The 16,395-nt window shown below is 65.4% G+C and carries 10 protein-coding genes; 7 read left to right on the top strand and 3 right to left on the bottom strand.

Annotation, left to right across the window (positions count from 1 at the left end):
* Positions 1–6: 6 nt before the first annotated feature.
* The 6 genes from AC1DMQ_RS25355 (at position 7) to AC1DMQ_RS25330 (ending at position 13,280) form a co-directional block, all read left to right on the top strand.
* Entirely contained in the window at positions 7–1,263 is a 1,257-nt protein-coding gene (locus AC1DMQ_RS25355; RefSeq protein WP_477036303.1) for a DUF2264 domain-containing protein, read from the top strand.
* 91 nt (positions 1,264–1,354) lie between these two features.
* Entirely contained in the window at positions 1,355–2,161 is an 807-nt protein-coding gene (locus AC1DMQ_RS25350; protein ID WP_477036302.1) for an IclR family transcriptional regulator, read from the top strand.
* Between the two features lie 248 nt (positions 2,162–2,409).
* Complete coding sequence (locus AC1DMQ_RS25345) at positions 2,410–5,358, top strand: TonB-dependent receptor (protein WP_477036301.1); 2,949 nt, start codon at positions 2,410–2,412, stop codon at positions 5,356–5,358.
* Between the two features lie 216 nt (positions 5,359–5,574).
* Positions 5,575–8,793, top strand: a complete 3,219-nt coding sequence (locus tag AC1DMQ_RS25340) for a glycoside hydrolase family 2 TIM barrel-domain containing protein (protein WP_477036300.1) — start codon at positions 5,575–5,577, stop codon at positions 8,791–8,793.
* A gap of 238 nt (positions 8,794–9,031) precedes the next feature.
* Positions 9,032–10,336, top strand: coding sequence for an SWIM zinc finger family protein (locus AC1DMQ_RS25335; RefSeq protein ID WP_477036299.1), 1,305 nt, complete (start codon positions 9,032–9,034; stop codon positions 10,334–10,336).
* Positions 10,326–13,280 (top strand): DUF6493 family protein, encoded by a 2,955-nt coding sequence (locus AC1DMQ_RS25330; protein WP_477036298.1) that lies wholly within the window; start codon positions 10,326–10,328, stop codon positions 13,278–13,280. The genes AC1DMQ_RS25335 and AC1DMQ_RS25330 overlap by 11 nt, the downstream gene beginning before the upstream one ends.
* A gap of 140 nt (positions 13,281–13,420) precedes the next feature.
* Here AC1DMQ_RS25330 and AC1DMQ_RS25325 read toward each other — a convergent pair whose 3' ends face one another.
* Positions 13,421–14,020: an NADPH-dependent F420 reductase gene (locus AC1DMQ_RS25325; protein WP_477036297.1), complete on the bottom strand. Its 600-nt coding sequence runs from the start codon at positions 14,018–14,020 to the stop codon at positions 13,421–13,423.
* A 53-nt stretch (positions 14,021–14,073) separates the two neighbouring features.
* Entirely contained in the window at positions 14,074–14,808 is a 735-nt protein-coding gene (locus AC1DMQ_RS25320) for an SDR family NAD(P)-dependent oxidoreductase (RefSeq protein ID WP_477036296.1), read from the bottom strand.
* Positions 14,809–15,003: 195 nt separating this feature from the next.
* Between AC1DMQ_RS25320 and AC1DMQ_RS25315 the strand changes: the two genes are divergently transcribed.
* A complete protein-coding gene (locus tag AC1DMQ_RS25315; protein ID WP_477036295.1) occupies positions 15,004–15,906 on the top strand; it encodes a LysR family transcriptional regulator in 903 nt (300 codons plus the stop codon).
* Positions 15,907–16,021: 115 nt separating this feature from the next.
* On the opposite strand, the gene AC1DMQ_RS25310 is transcribed toward AC1DMQ_RS25315, so the two are convergent.
* The coding region (locus AC1DMQ_RS25310) for a hypothetical protein (RefSeq protein WP_477036294.1) at positions 16,022–16,395 on the bottom strand (374 nt) is incomplete at its 5' end.

Genomic DNA, 16,395 nt, shown 5'->3' with positions numbered 1-16,395 from the left:
GCTTCCATGCACAAGCGCGATTTCCTGAAGACGGCCCTGGTGGGGGCCGCGAGCCTGGCGGGTTCCGGCGCGGCGCAGGCCGCGCCCGCCAAGACCCCGTCCAAGACCGATCGGGCCTACATGACCGGCCTGCTGCAATCGATCGCCGAACCGGTCCTGTCGGCGATGTCGCAGGGGCGACTGAAGGAAGCCTTTCCGCTGGAGCTCAGCCCGACCTGGGACGGGCGCGAAAAGAGCGTGGCCTATCTGGAATGCTTTGGCAGGCTGATCTCGGGACTGTCGCCTTGGCTGAGCCTGCCGCAGGACGACACCCCCGAGGGCCGCACGCGCAAACGCCTGACCGAGCAGGCGCTGCAAAGCTATGTCCACGCCGTGGATCCCTCGAGCCCCGACTATCTGACCTGGCGCGGTCACGGTCAGGCCCTGGTCGATTCCGCCTATTTCACCCAGGCTCTGCTGCGCGCGCCCAAGGCGCTGTGGGAGCCCTTGGACGCGACGACCAAGAGGCGCATCGTCGAGGAGATCAAGGGGCTGCGGCGGGTCAACCCGCCCTTCATCAATTGGCTGCTGTTCGCGGCGATGAATGAGGCGTTCCTGCTGTCGATCGGCGAGGAGTCCGACCCGATGCGGCTGAACACCGCCGTGCGCAAGATCGACGAGTGGTACATCGGCGACGGCTGGATCCAGGACGGCGCGACTTTCCACTTCGACTATTACAGCTCCTTTGTGATGCACCCGATGATGGTCCAGGTGCTGGAGGTCATGGAGGCCCACAAGGCGCCATTCTGGAAGGACGACCTGACGAAATGGCGCGAACTGGCCGTCAAGCGCGCCCAGCGCTACAGCGAGCATTTGGAGCGGTTCGTCTCTCCGGAAGGAACCTTCCCGCCGTTTGGCCGGTCGCTGACCTATCGCACCGCGGTTTTCCAGCCCTTGGCGCTGCTGGCTTGGCGCAAGCAACTGCCGGCCAAGATCTCGGAAGGGCAGGTGCGGTCGGCGCTGTCGGCCGTGCACAAGGCCGTGTTCAGCGAGCCGAGCAATTTCACGCCGGACGGCTTCCTGACCATCGGTTTTGTGGGCCACCATCCGACCTTGGGCGACTGGTATTCAAACAACGGCAGCATGTACATCACCACCGAGAGCTTCCTGGCGCTGGGCCTTGCGTCCGACGACAGCTTCTGGACGACCCCTGCCGAGCCGTGGACCCAGAAGCTCGCCTTCGCCGGCAAGGCGTTCCCGAAAGACTACGCCGTCGATTTCTGAGGCTGGGCGAGGGGTGGGGTTTTCAAAGGGAACGCCGAAGCGTATCAACTACCGGAACGGCGCGTCGCGCCGATGCCGAGAGTTGCCTTAGATGTCCCAGTCCATCGACATCGCCATTGACGACGATGAAGCGGATCAAGCCTCTTCTCCGCGCACCAGCGCCGGAGCGCTGACCCTGTTCAAGGGGTTGGAGGTGCTCAGCCGCGTGGCCAAGGGCGATGCAACCCTTGGCCAGATGGCCAAGGCCCTGAAGCTGAACAAGACCACCGTCCACCGCCTGGCGTCGACCCTGGTGGAGGCTGGCTTCCTGTCCTTCAACGCTCGCGAAGGCTATGCGCTGGGCACCAAGCTGCTGGAACTCGGCTATGCCGCCTCCCAGCAGATCACCCTGACCCGCGTCAGCCGCGAGCATCTGCGCCAGTTGTCGATCGACACTGGCGACACGGTCAACCTGGGCGTCCTGGAGCGCGACCAGGTGCACTACATCGACAAGATTCCCGGTTCGCGCCGCATCGAGGTGCGCTGCGTGGTCGGCGAGCGCCAACCTTTGCGCCACACGGGGCTTGGCAAGGCTCTACTGCTTGATGAAAGCGAAGACGTCTGGCGCGAAGTCTACCTGCGCGAAGCGGCGATCTTTCCCCGCTATCGCTACGACCTTCGCCAATGGTTGGAGGTCATGCGGGCGTATCGCGCCAAGGGCTCAGCCCTGGATCTGGACGAGAACGAAGATCACATCCGTTGCGTGGCTGCTCCGATCCGCGACATGAGCGGCAAGATCGTCGCGGCGGTCTCGGTCTCGTCGATCGCCCAGTACATGGACGACGCGCGAATCGAAACCGTGACCGCCTACGTCAAGGAAGCAACCGCCAAGATCAGCGCGGAGTTCGGCTACCGATAGGGTGGGGCGGGCGCGGTCTGCGACTGCTTGCGTTTCAGTTTTTGACCTTTGTTCGCGGAGCAGTGTTGCGCCAACGCAACGTTCTGCGTGTCCGAACGCGATTTGGCTGAACAATATTACAAATGCCGTTCCCATAGCTGCGCGCTTGTGTCGATATGCGTGACAGAAGGTCCAGAGGCGCTCAGCGTCCGGGGTGAGGAAACAAGTTCGCGTACGTCACGCGCCTCCTGACGCCGGCAGACCGCCTTTTGATCGTCGGCCGCCGCTTGCTCCAATGCAAGGCGAGCGGGCGAGCGCTGCGCGGCAAGACCGCAATGGGGAGGAATAACATCGTGAAGAAGAAGCTTCTGCTGACGACGATTTTGACCATGGGAATGGGCGGGGTCACCGCGGCCTGGGCCCAGGAGGCGGCGACGCCAGCTGTCGCCGCCACCGACACTGTCGAAGAGGTCGTGGTGACCGGCTTCCGCTCCTCGCTGGAGAAGGCGCTGACCCTGAAGCGCGACGCGATCGCTGTCCGAGACTCGATCGTCGCCGAGGACATCGGCAAGTTCCCCGAGGCCAACGTCGCCGAAGCCCTGCAGCGCATTCCCGGGATCTACATGACCCGCGATGGCGCCTCCAACGAAGGCCAACGGATCGCCATCCGGGGCCTGGGCCCTGAGTATACGGTGACGACCGTCAATGGCGCTCCGGTCCATACGACCTCCTCGACCAATGTCGGCGGCTCGTCGCGCGACTTCAACTACGACGTCTTCGCCTCCGAACTGTTCGGCCGCGTGGACTTTTACAAGACACCCTTGGCTGAACTCGAAGAAGGCGGCGTCGGCGGCGTGGTCGATCTTCAAACGCCAAGGCCGTTCGACGGCGCCGGCGGCCAGGTTCTGCGCTTCAACGCCGTGGCCTCCTACAACACCGCATCCAAGAAGATGGACCCCAACCTCTTCGGGCTGTTCTCCAAGACCTGGAACAACTGGGGCTTCCTGATCGGTGTCGCCCACTCGACCAGCGTCAACATGAAGTCGGGTTTCGAGGCGACGGGCGGCTACAACAGCAACTATCTGGCTGGCCACCCCGTGCCCGTCGACACAAAGACGCCCCCGACCCTGCGCAATGGTCCCTTCAACATGGCGCTGGACTGGGCCGATCCGCGCGCGGCGGGCATGCTCGGTAACCGAGCGGCGATCGACAGCGCCTATCTGTCGCGCTTCTACCGCTACTACGGCGCTGAAAACACGCGCGACCGCGATGGCCTGGTGTCTTCGCTGCAGTACAACAACGACAAGCTGGATGTGAGCCTCGACGTCCTGGCGTCGCATCTGCAGGACTCGCGTGACGAATTCACCTTCGGCCTGCCGATCCGCAATTCGGCCACGACCAACATGGCCGCGCGCCCGGGCACCGCGGGTCACAACGGCCTCGTGCCGATCAACGTCAGCATCGTCGACGGCAATCTGCTTCAGGGAACGTTCGGCAACACGTCTTATCTGGGCGAGAGCTACTACTATAACGCCGAGACCAAGTTCGGGTACGCCGGCCTCAACGCCAAGTACCAAGTCAACGATTCCTTGAGACTGACGGGCCAACTGGCGGCATCGGACAGCCGGGCGTTCTACGACAACAAGCGCATCGTCTCGAACATCTACGGCGTGACTTCCACCCTCGACTGGGGGAGCGACCGGGTCTATCCGGGGCTCTCGGCGCCGGGCGTCGACTTCACCAACCCGGCCAATTTCGAAGATTTCAGCACGGCCGTGGACTGGAACCGCGAAGTGGACACCGAGCGGGTCGCCAAGCTGGTGGCCGACTGGGACTATGGGCTGGGCGACTGGAAGGGTCACCTGAAGGCTGGCCTGTCATACGTCGATACGACCAAGCAAAAGACCAAGCGTAACGGAACCTCGATCGTTCAGGCTCGCCTGGCCGCGATCGGCGCCGCGGGGCTGCGCGCTTCGATGCTGCATTACGTGCCGCTTGATAACCTCGTCATCGGCGACAATTACCCGCAGCAATGGGCCACTTTCTCTCGTGGCTACGTGATCAACGCCCTTGATCCGGTCGGCGCGGCCATGGCCTCGCCGGTCGATCTCTCCAGCAGCTTTACCGCCGACGAGCAGGTCAGCACCGCCTTTATCCAGTCGGATTTCATCGGGCAGGTTCTTGACCGGGAACTGCGTATCAACGCCGGCGTGCGCTATTCGGCGACCGACATGACCATCGACAACTTCAAGAAGACGGGGACCGGCGGCGCCTATCAGCCCAATACCGAAGAGAGCAGCTACGACAACACACTGCCTTCTGTCAGCTTTGCCTATGACGTGATCCCGAATGTGGTCTGGCGCGGTTCCTGGGGCAAGACGATCACGCGCGCTTCGTTGTCGCGTATCGCGGCTCAGACGGTCATTCCCAATATCTACAACACCTATGCGACCTCGGGTAATCCTGACCTGAAGCCGGAAATCTCGACGAACTGGGATACGACGGTTGAGTGGTACTTCGGGCGCGGCGGCATTCTGAGCGCGGGTTACTTCAAGAAGAAACTGGAGGATACGACGATCGCTCAGCGCTCGGTCGTGCCGTTCTCCAGCCTGGGCCTTCCCGACGAGTCGCTGGCCATCATTTGGCAGACCCAAAATGGGCATGTCGACCCCAACCTCGCCATCGACGTCGACACCTTCATCAATGGCGGCACGGTCAACCTCGACGGTCTCGAGTTCGCCTATCAGCAGTCCTTCGATTTCCTGCCCGCGCCGTGGGACGGTTTTGGCGCGCTCGCCAGCTACACCAAGGTCAATTCGAAGAGCAACGATCTGAAGTATCGTAAGCAGGATGGGTCGATCGATATGGTCAACCGCATCCCGAAATATTCGTACAGCCTGACCGGTTACTACGAAAAGGGCCCGTTGGGCGCGCGACTGACCTACAACTACAAGGCCCGCAACATCATCGACACCAACCCCGATGGTTCGGATCTGGAGCGCTGGCATGCCGGAGCTGGCTACCTTGACGGCAACGTCAGCTACAAGATCAGTGACGCCCTCGAACTGCGTCTCGATGTCCTGAACCTCACCAACACCTTGGGCTTCGACTACTTCGAAGACGTCGCGGGTCGCTACGGCAACGGCAAGAAGACCCGCCTCGACTACGCCAAGTATGATGGCCGGACGATCAAGTTCGGCGTGCGCGGCAAGTTCTAGACCCTTCGGCGAGACCTTCCCTCTCGCGGACCCATGGTTTGCCAGCGTCCCCCGCTGGCAAACCTCACTGGCCGGTGCGGACCAAGGGTCCCCACCGGCCTTTTCTTCTCCAAGGGTAGGGGCGGACGCCGCCCGCCGCCAAGCATGGGCGTTGACGCCGCCCCGCAGCTAATTGTCTGATGAATGAACCGGGCTCGATCCGGCGGGAGGGTGCGTATGAAGAAGCTCTTGTTGGCCAGCGTCGCCTGGCTGGGCCTGGCGGGGATCGGCGCGGCCGCCGAGCCGCCGCGCGTGCAACCGGTGCAGGTGGACGCCTCGCGCCCCGACTGGGAGAACCCGGCGGTCTATGCACGCGGCAAGCTGGCCGCCAACGCCACCCACTTCCCGTTCGAGAGCCGTGAGGCGGCCCTGGCCGGCGACCAGACCCGCTCGGAGCGCTACCAGTCGCTGGACGGTCAATGGTCATTCGCCTTCTCGCCCTCGTCCGACGCCGTGCCCGAGGGCTTCGAGAAGCCGGACTATGACGTCTCGGCCTGGAAGACCATCAAGGTCCCGGCCATGTGGCAGACCGAGGGCTACGACCAGCCGCGCTACAACAACATCACCTATCCGTTCCCGGCTAACCGGCCGCTGATCCCGCACCAGACCAATCCGGTCGGCTCCTATCGCCGGACCTTCGAGATTCCGGCGTCTTGGTCCGGTCAAGACGTGATCCTGCACATCGGCGCGGCCGGCTCGGCCTATCGCGTCTGGGTCAACGGCCAGGAGGCCGGCTATTCCGAGGACTCCAAACTCCCCAGCGAGTTCGACGTCACCAAGCTGCTCGCGCCAGGAAAGACCAACATCGTCGCCATCCAGATCCACCGCTGGTCGGACGGATCCTACCTGGAGGACCAGGACTTCTGGCGGGTCTCGGGCATCGAGCGCTCGGTGTATCTGAAGGCGGCGCCCAAGGCCCGCCTGACCGACCTGTTCGTCCATGCCGGTCTCGACAAGGCCTACCGCGACGGGACGCTGTCGACCGACGTGGCGCTCACCAGGCGCGACCAGGCCGTCACCGTGCGCATGACCCTGCTGGACGGCGACAGGACGATCCTCACCAAGGAGACCAAGGTCGCGGCCGGCGCGGCCAGGACGGAGATGCTGTCGGCCACCGTTCCCGGCGTCCGCCAATGGACCGCCGAGACGCCCAACCTCTACACCCTGCTGGTCGAGGTTCTCGACGCCAAGGGCCAGGTCCTCCAGGCCACGCCCCAGCGCATCGGCTTCCGCACCGTCGAGATCAAGGATGGCCGAGTGGCGGTCAACGGCCGCCCGATCGTCATCCGCGGCGTCAATCGCCACGAGCACGATCCGGAGACCTTCCACGTGATGTCGGAAGCCTCGATGCGCCGCGACATCGAGCTGATGAAGCGCAACAACATCAACGCTGTGCGCACCTCGCACTATCCCAATGACGAGCGCTGGTACGCCTTGGCCGACGAGTACGGCCTGTATGTGATGGACGAGGCCGACATCGAGAGCCACGCCTACATGGACTACGCCAACAAGCATCCGGAACTGAGGCCCAAGCTGCAGATCGGCTTCGACCCGGCCTGGGAGGGCGCCCATGTCAGCCGTGTGCTCAACATGGTCGAGCGCGACAAGAACCACCCCTCGGTGATCTTCTGGTCGCTGGGCAATGAGGCCGGCATCGGGCCCAATTTCGAGAAGGCCGCCGCTGAAGCGCGCAAGCGCGATCCGTCACGCCTGATCTCGTACCTGGGCTGGGGCACCTTGGACTGGGAGCACGCGCCCAACCCCTACGTCGACATCTACGCGCCCATGTACGACGACATCGAGAAGATGGTCGATTGGGCGCAGGATCCGACCCGGACCCAGCCGATGATCCAATGCGAGTATTCCCACATGCAGGGAAACTCCGGTGGGAATTTCAAGGAGTACTGGGACACCATCTACAAGTACGACAAGCTGCAGGGTGGCTTCATCTGGGATTGGGTCGACCAGTCGATGTACCGCTACGCCAAGGACGGCCGGCGCTACTGGGGCGACGGCGGTGAGTATGGCCCCAACCCCGGCGGCGACGTCGAGTTCGGCGACGGCCTGATCCAACCCGACCGTACGCCCAATCCGCATGTGTACGAGGTCCAGAAGGTCCTCTCGCCGATCCAGTTCGAGGGCTTCGATCCGGCGACCGGCGCGGTGACGGTGCGCAACCGCCACGACTTCCGCGACTTGTCGGGTTTCGCCTTCGAGTGGTCGCTGCAGGAGAACGGCGTGACTATCGCGTCGGGGCCGCTGGCTGACCTGGCGACCAAGGCGCGGGCCACCCAGGCGATCACCCTTCCGCTGCCCAAGGTCGAGCCCAAGGCCGGGGCCGAATACTTCGTCACCATCCGCGCCAAGGCCAAGGCGGGGGCCGTGCCGCTGACGCCGGAAGGCTATGTGGTCGGCTGGGAGCAGTTCGCCTTGGGGCCGCCGACGGCCGCGACTGTCGTGGCGGCCAACGGCTCGGTCGATCTGAAGGAAACCGCCGAGAGCATCTCGTTGTCAGCTGGCGGCGCCAGCCTGACGCTGGACCGCAAGACGGGCTTGCTCACCGGCTACGGCAAGGCCGGATCGGCGTTGCTGAGCGGCGGCGCGCCTAACTTCTTCCGGGCCGAGACCGACAACGACACCCTGACCGGGACGGTGTCGCAGCAGACGCCGTGGAAGGTCATGACCAAGGACCGGGAGGTCCGCTCGATCACCGCCCGCCGGCTGCCGGGCGGGGGAGCGGAGGTTGTCGTCGACCACGAACTCGGCGCGGGCGCGGCGCGCTTTGTCACCACCTACAAGATGAGCGGCGACGGGGCCGTGGATGTCGACGGCCTGCTGACGCCGCTGAAGAGCGACCTTCCGCCGCCTGTTCGGGTGGGCCTGGCCTTCTCGATGCCTGCGAGCGTCAAGACGGTCGAGTGGTACGGTCGCGGTCCGCACGAGAGCTATGTCGATCGCAAGACCAGCGCGCCGATCGGCCTGTGGCGGGGGCTGATCGCCGAGCAGAACCACGACTACATGCGGCCGCAGGACACCGGCAACAAGGTCGACGTCCGCTGGATGGAGGTGGCGGGCGAGGGCAGGGGGCTGCGGGTTCGGGGCCAGGCGCCGCTGATGATGACCGTCCTGGCCTTCCCCTATTCCGATCTTTACCGCCGCCCTGAGGGAACGTGGAAGAGCACCGACATCGTGCCGCATGGCGAGGTCTCGCTGCTGGTCGACGGGGCCCAGTGGGGCGTCGGCGGCGACACAGCCTGGAACCATGTCGGCCAGCCGCACATGCAATACCGCACCCGCCTGGAGCCGACGCGTCTAACTTTCCGGCTGGAGCCGTTCGAGGGTGAAGGCACGACTCCAAGCAAGGCTGGCCTCGCGCGCGCCACGGAGGTTCAGTAGTCGCGCGATGGCCGCGCCGATCAGCCCTGTCGGAGTCCGTGGGCCTGGACGGCCCCAAAAAGATCGTGCCGTCCAGTCACCCCACTCGCCAAGGAGAGGCCGCCCATGCTGCGCTCGCTCCACTCGGGGTGGTGGGTGAACCTGAATGGTCTAGTATGCTGACCGGCATCTGTCTTTTGGGGGAAAGAACCTGTCCGCGGCTATCGACTTCACCTATCGCTACGCTTCCCCTTCGCGGGTGGAGCCCAGCGGACGAGGCTCCCCGCGGCTGTCGCTGGCGACCTACAACGCCGACCACGCCCAGCCCTATTTCTTCGACGGCCGCCTGCGCCATCCGCGAATGGTCGGCGAGATGCTCTATGTGCTGAGCGACGTCGTCCGCACGCACTTCTTCCTGCCGCGGCCCGCCCTGCTCGATCCCGTGTTGACCAGCACCGAGGACATCCTGCGGCTGGAGGGCTTCAGCGGATGCTGCGGCGTCTACGCCCGGGTCGACCTGCCAGCCTCGGCTTTCGACGGTGAGCGCCAAGGTCGAGGCACGACCAATGTCGATTTCAATGTCGAGATGCGCAACGCCCTGCTGCGCCTGCGTGACGACGAGGAGGTCGCCTTCGCCGTCGGCGCCGACGAGGTCGTGCTTAGCCGGGGCGCCGAACGCACGGTCGAAAAGAAGGTCAAGCTGCCGCTGCGCTGGATCAAGGGGTTCAGCGAGGTTCAGGCCTATCAGCCCCGACTGGAGCTCAAGATGGAGGTGACCGCGGCCGAAGCCTTGCGGTTCGTCCGGAGCTTGCCGCAGGCCTCGCGGCCGAAGATGCCCAGCTACGCCGCGTCGGTGGGCCGGTCCATACGGCTCAGCCAGCGCCCGCAGAAGGGCGCCGTGCCGATCTTGGGAACCCATCGAGTGAAGATCATCGAGCCGCTGCTGCTGCGCGCCAAAAGCCTGAAGGTGTGGGCCGACGACGATAGCGGCGCCAGCGCCTGGGAGGTCTGCTATCCTCAAGGCAGCTTCTTCCTGATGATCAGCCCCGAGGTCTATCGCGGCTTTTCCGGGGAGGGGCAGGTGCTGTCGGCGCTGGCTAGGCCGCCGTCGGACAACGCCATCGCGCAGGTGCGCGCCAGCCTCAAGTGGCAGTCGCGCCTTGACCCCAATGGGCTGGCCGCTTCGCTTGAAATGGATGTGGGCGAGGTGAAGGACGCGCTGGCGGTTCTGGGCGCGCGAGGCCTGGCCGGCTTCGACGCCAATGCGCAGCAGTACTTCCACCGCGAGCTGCCGTTCGACCTCGCCAAGGTCGAGGAGATGCAGCCGCGGCTCGGCAACGCCCGCCAGCTGGTCGAGGAAGGGAAGGTCCGATCCCTCGGCGGCGGAGGCGGCTTGGCCTTCGCGGTTCAGGGGACGGGGACCGAGCACCGTGTGCGGCTGTCCGATGAGCAGGACACCTGCACCTGTCCCTGGTTCAGCAAGCACCAGGGGCAGCGCGGCCCCTGCAAGCACATCCTGGCCGCGTCGCTCGTGCAGCAGGGAGCGGACGGCGATGACGCCTGAGATGCTGGAGGACCTGATCCTCGGGGAAGGCGACGCCTGGCCGCTGCAGCGGGCCTGCGCCGACCTCGACGAGAAGGCGCGGGCGAAACTGTCCTCGGCGGCGCAGAAGCTGCATCGGCAGCTGAGCGCCTGCAAGGCCGGCGAGACCGCGTCCGAGCGCTTGAAGGCGCTGCTGGCGCAACGGGGCAAGGAGGGGGCCTGGAGATTCTACAGCGCGCCGGAGAACAACAAAGCCGCGGTGGCCCTTTTCGCGCTCGGTCCCCTTTCGGCGCTGAAGAAGCGCGGCCTGCATGTGTGGGGCGAACAGCCGGTGGCCGAGCGCATCCTGACGGACCGCCGTCCGCCCTGGATCGACGAGTGGATCGCACACGAGCTGGAGCAGGACTTCACCTGGCTTGACCTGCCCACGATCCTGTCCTGGATGAAGAGCGGCGTCTGCCGCAAGCCGGAGGTCGACGGCTACTACGGCAAGTTCGCCGCCTACCTGATGCGCGCCCGCGACTGGGGCAAGCCGGACACTACGCCGTCGCCACCGCCCCTCAGCCAGCAGTTGATCGACGAGCCGATCCTGCTGGAGGACGTGTGGGCGCTGTTCAAGATCGAAACCATCGCCTTCAACACCAACGGCTGGCTCACCAGCGGCGCGCCCCCCGGTTACGAGACCTGGCCCGAAGCCCTGGTGAAGCTGTCGGCGCAAGGCAGGCTCGATCGGGAGCGGCTGCTGCGCGCGGCCTTGGACGGCCTGCGGCTGGACATCAAGGAGAACCAGCTCGCCGGCTTCCATCGCTTCTACGTCCAGATGACGCCGACCTCGGAGGAATTGCTACGGCATCAGCCGCTCTACATCGACCTGCTGTGCCATCCGGTCGGCCACGTAGCGAAGTTCGCGATCGAGATGCTGACCAAGGTCGAGAAGTTGGGCGCGTTGGATGCGGATCCCGTGCTGCGCGAGATCCAGGGCGTGTTCGCCGGCGCCGGCAAGGGCAACGCCATGGCCGCGCTGACACTGGTCCAGCGCACGGCGGCGCGTGACGAAGACGCGCGGGCGCGATGCCTGTCGGCGACCGTCGAGGCCCTCCGCCACGCGAACGCGGACGTGCAGGCCAAGGCGTTGACCTTGCTGGAGGCGAGCGTTGGGCGGCTGGAGGCCGCGCACCTCCAGCTGATCGCCGAACTCGAAGGCTTCGTCGCCGCCAGCAATAGGGTCCGGCTGCTGGCCCTGGTGGGTCAGGATCCGGCCACGGTGCCGGCCGCGCGCGCGGAACGGGTTGCGGCCGCCGGCGCGCTGTCCGCTCCCGTGGGCGCGCGGCAGGAAGCCTACGTTCCGATTGGCGGCGACGTCGTCGGCCGGACGGTGTTGTCCCCAGAGACGGAATTGACGCCGATTCCGTCGGTCGACGCGCTGATCGACGCGGTGCTGCATGCGGTCGAGGTCGTGGACGGCCCGGACGAGATCGAGCGGATCATCGACGCGATCAGCCGCTTCGCCGGCCGCCCGCCAGCTGATTTCGAGCAGCGCGTCGCCCCGCTGGTCCATCGTCTCGAGCACGGGCGCACGGGGTCGAACGGCCTCGGGGTCGTTCGGGTCGGCGCGGGCCTGGCGTTGGTCGATCTGATCTTCAGCTGGGCGCACGGCCGGCTGTACCGGACGGAATTCGAGGCCTCGATATACTATACGCAGGACGACGCCTTCGAGCCGATGATCGCCCATCTGCGGGTGGTCGCCGATCGGGCGGCGCGACGCGAAAGTCGGACGCTGCTGTCCGCGCCCACGCACCACGGCGGATGGATCGATCCGCTGGTCTGGATGGATCGTCTGCACGAGTTGGCGCCTGTGGCGGGACTTGGCCAGACGATGGATTTCCGCCTGTCGCTGCTGCGGCTGGCGCCGGACAACCGCGACAAAGCGCTCGAGCGGGTCGGCGCGCTGCCCGCGCCACTACGCCGGATCGTGATCTTCGCGTTGGGCGGCGAGGCCCCGCCGGCGAAGGAAGACCGCCACGCCTACGCCGCTCTGATCACCGCCGCCCGCTGCCGCGCGCCGCTGGCGGACTGGAGCTCGGCCTTCGCGCCGCTTGGCGTCGAGGACGACTGGCCCGACGGCCTGAAGCCTGCGCGGTATGGCTGGCGCGCGGCCCACAAGACCGGCCAGCACCAACAGATGCGCTGGAAGACGCCGGAGTTCCACGTCACGGTGGAGCGCGGCGGCGAGACGACGGACAGGGCGGTCCCGGGCGGGCTGATCGCCCGCCTGCGCACGACCTTGCAAGGCCCGCTGGTGGCGAAGTGGAGCGAACTGCCCACGGCCGCGCTGTGCCGGCGGTCGGAGGCCAAGCACTTCTCGGGCGACCTGAACACGGTCTGGGTCACCCAATGGCTTGCCTATCTCTGGCCGCAGAATCCCGCCGGGGCGCAGATCAAGGGAGCCGCGAAACTGGCGGACAGGATCGACGAGAACAGCAGCAATTGGACGCCCGGGTTCGGATTTCTCCACTCGCTGTTCCAGAAGAACCGGCCCTGGGGCGAGGTCGGGCACCTGCTGCTCTGCCTGGGCCTGATCGGCAAGGACGCCGACGTCAAAGGTCTGGCCGTCGACGCTCTGATCGAGGGGATCGAGGGGCGGGTGTTCGACCCGCGTCTGTTCGCCGAGGTGATGGCGCGGCTGGGCGAAGGCAAATGGGGCAAACTCAACCGGCTGGGCGAGGGGCTGTTGCAAGTCGTGCAGGTTTCAACCCTGCATGCCGAGGTGGTCTGCGAGGGCTTGGAAGCCTGGCTTCCACGCCTCGACTTCGAGGAACGGAGCGCCGTCCACGTGCTCCAGGTTCTTCTGGAGGCGCGGGCGCTGACCGGACGGCCCCTCGCGGCTTCGGCGCAGGCTGCGCTGCGCGAGGTTGGTGGGAGCGGGAAAGCGGCGAGGTTGGCGAAGGATCTATTGCGCGCCTGATTCAGCTTCGCGAATAGGCATGCATGAAGGTCGTAGCTCTTGATGATCCGAGTCCGATATTGGCGCTGCCTGGCCAGTGACCAGGAGGTGGGGGCGGGAAGGGCGCTGAAACACCCCTCCCGCAATTGGCCGCAAGTCCGCTATTGCTCCTTCTTGACCATGTTCTGGAAGATGAGCGGACCCCAGGCGGACCCGCGGGCGTGAACCAACGCGCCGCCCTCGTCGAACCGCCCCAGATTGACGGGAGCGAAGCCGAGCTGTTTGGCCAGGGCCGCCACGGGCGCGACCGCATCTTCGTCGTCGCTCGCGAGGAAGACGACGCGGTGGCCGCCCACGACGACTGGATCCGCCGCCAGGGCGGTGGCGCCCAAGTGGTTGAAGCCCTTCACGACCTTGGCGCCGGCGTAGAGCTTGGCGACGAACGCGGAGGACAGCAGGCCGTCCATCTCTTCCAGCGGGACCTGCGAGTTCGTCGCGTCGACGAGGGTCTTGCCTTCCCAGCTCGACAGAGCTCCGGCGACATCCCGATGAGACTCGGAACGGACAGCCAGAAATATCGTGTCGGCCTTGAGGGCGTCCTGCAGGGACTTGGCGATGACCGTCGGGCCGATAGCCCTCGCCTGCGGCGCCAGGGCCTCGGGCGCGTGGCGACTAGCGACGGCCACCTCGATGTTCCTGCGGGTGAAGGCGTGGGCCAGGGCCTGGCCGATCTTGCCGAAACCTATGATCGCATAGCTCATGATGGTTCTCCTGTGGTGTTGGGATCAGCCGCTCGGGGCGATCCGGCGCGAATTCAGATGGCCGAGAAGCCGCCGTCGACCGCCAGCTCCACCCCGTTCACGAAGCTCGAATCGTCCGAAGCCAGGAACAGCGCGGCGGCCGCGATTTCCTCGGCACGTCCCATCGTTCCCCTCGGGATCAGGGACTCGAACATTTTCTTGGCCTCTTCGGTCAGGACCTGATCCTGCATCGGCGTGGCGATCGGCCCCGGATGCAGCACATTCACCCGGATGTTCCGGCCCTTCAGTTCGTTGAGCCACCCGCGCGCGAAGGCGTGCAGGGCCGCCTTGCTGGCCGCATACACGCTGTAGCCCGGAAAGCCTTTGAGAGAGGCGACCGACCCGGTCATGAAGATCGACCCGCCGTCGTTGAACAGCGGCAAGGCCTTCTGCACCGTGAAGAGGGCGCCACGCGTGTTCAGGCCGAAGGTCGTATCGAAGTGCTGCTCGGTGATCTCGCCAAGCGGGACAGCTTCGCCCGTACCGGCGCTTGCGTAGAGCACGTCGATCTTGCCCTTCTCGCGCTTGACCGTGTCGAACAGGCGGTCGAGATCGTCGAGATTAGCCGCGTCGCCGCGCACGCCCGTGACGTTGCGGCCGATCGCCTTCACCGCCTCGTCCAGCGCCTCCTGCCGCCGGCCGGTGATGAACACATAGGCGCCTTCCTCGACGAAGCGTTTGGCGCTGGCCAGCGCCATGCCGCTCGTTCCACCCGTGACGACCGCCACCTTACCGTCAAGCTTGCCCATGATCTTCTCCTTCGAGGTTCCGTTTGGTCGTCCGATGACGATCCGAGAGCCTCGAAATAGGTCTGCCAAGCCTGGTCGTTCAGTGCGGAACAGCGCACATCGGTGGTGCGAAAACGATCCGCATGATTGGTGAAGCTCTATTTTGAATGGAGGTGCGGCCGTTGAAAGTTGAGTGTCACGGTGCAAGATCGCACCATGACCATGATCGACTGGGACGATATTCGCTACTTCTTGGCCGTCGGGCGTGGCGGCTCGGTCAGGGCGGCCGCCGAGCGTCTCGGCGTGAACCACGCGACCGTGCTCCGGCGCATCGCTCAGCTCGAGCAACGGCTCGGGGTGCAAGTCTTCGAGAAGCGGCCGTCGGGCTACCGCCTGACCGCCGCTGGCGAGGAAGTCGTCGAGTTCGCCGAGCAGATGGAAGCGTCGTCTCACCAACTGGAGACGCGCGTTTTCGGGCGCGACCAGAGCGCGCGCGGACTTCTGCGGGTCACGCTGCCGCCGTTCCTGGCCACCCACCTTCTCATGCCGGACCTGGCCGATTTCGCCCGCCTGCATCCGGACATCGAGATCGAGATCCAATCGACCGGCGAGGTGGCGAACCTGACCAACCGGGAGGCCGATGTTGCGATCCGCTTCGTCGTCGACCGCAAGGCTCTGCCGCTCAATCTCCACGGCCTGGCGGGACCGCAATTGGCCGCCGGAATCTACATGTCCCGCGACCTGTTGGCCAAGTGGCGTGCGGGCGCGATAGGGCCCATCCGGCCGATCGTCATCAATGATCGCGGCGTGCCCGACTGGGCCAAGGCGGGCGAGGTCCGCGCGGCCGGGGCGCCTTTCAGGGCTCCGGACGCCGATGCCCAGGTCGCCGCGGTGCGGCAAGGAATCGGGATGACAAGACTGCCGTGCTTCGTCGGCGACGCCGACCCCTTGCTGGCGAGGGCGCCGGGCATCGAGCCACGCCTAAACGGCGCGCTCTGGATCCTCACCCAGGGCGAGACGCGCAAGACCAAGCGCGTGCGGCTCTTCATAGAATTCGTGTCCCTGAGGCTCGCTGGCTACGCACCGCTGCTTACGGGACTGTCCGCATCCGGCGAGTGACGCGCGGCGGGTCACCGGCGACCCTTGAAAGGGGGTGAGCCATTGAACGTATCTGGTCCTGGAGTTCGCGTTCAACTCGCACCAATCCGCTGTTCGGATCGGCCGGGGAGGGCGGTTAACAGGCTTGCCAGCTAAAAATCATCCTCCGGCTCGCATAGAACGGGATCAGCCAGTAGCCCAACATAAACAGTCCGACGCCAATGACGGCGGCGAGTGTGAGGTTCCTGCTGTAGGTCAGCGTTATCAACATAGAGCCGCCGCAGAACCCCAGTCGAAAATCCCAATGACCGTGGCCAGACTTTTCTAGGAATACTTTCCTATTCTTACTTGATTTTACGACCGGCCGATTGCTCAAGGCTCGACGCTGACGCCTTGGCAAAGGGCTGGCGTCTTCCGCAAACCTCTTTCGCTCGTGAATCGTATGGCAATGGGTTTTTGAAAGGGACTGGTCGGCCTGGGGCAGGGCGGCTCGCTGCTCTTTGAGCGCGT

Source organism: Caulobacter sp. 05L422 (genome assembly GCF_056397765.1).
Note: the sequence above shows the minus strand (reverse complement) of the source record. Positions and strands in the feature narration are given on the sequence as shown.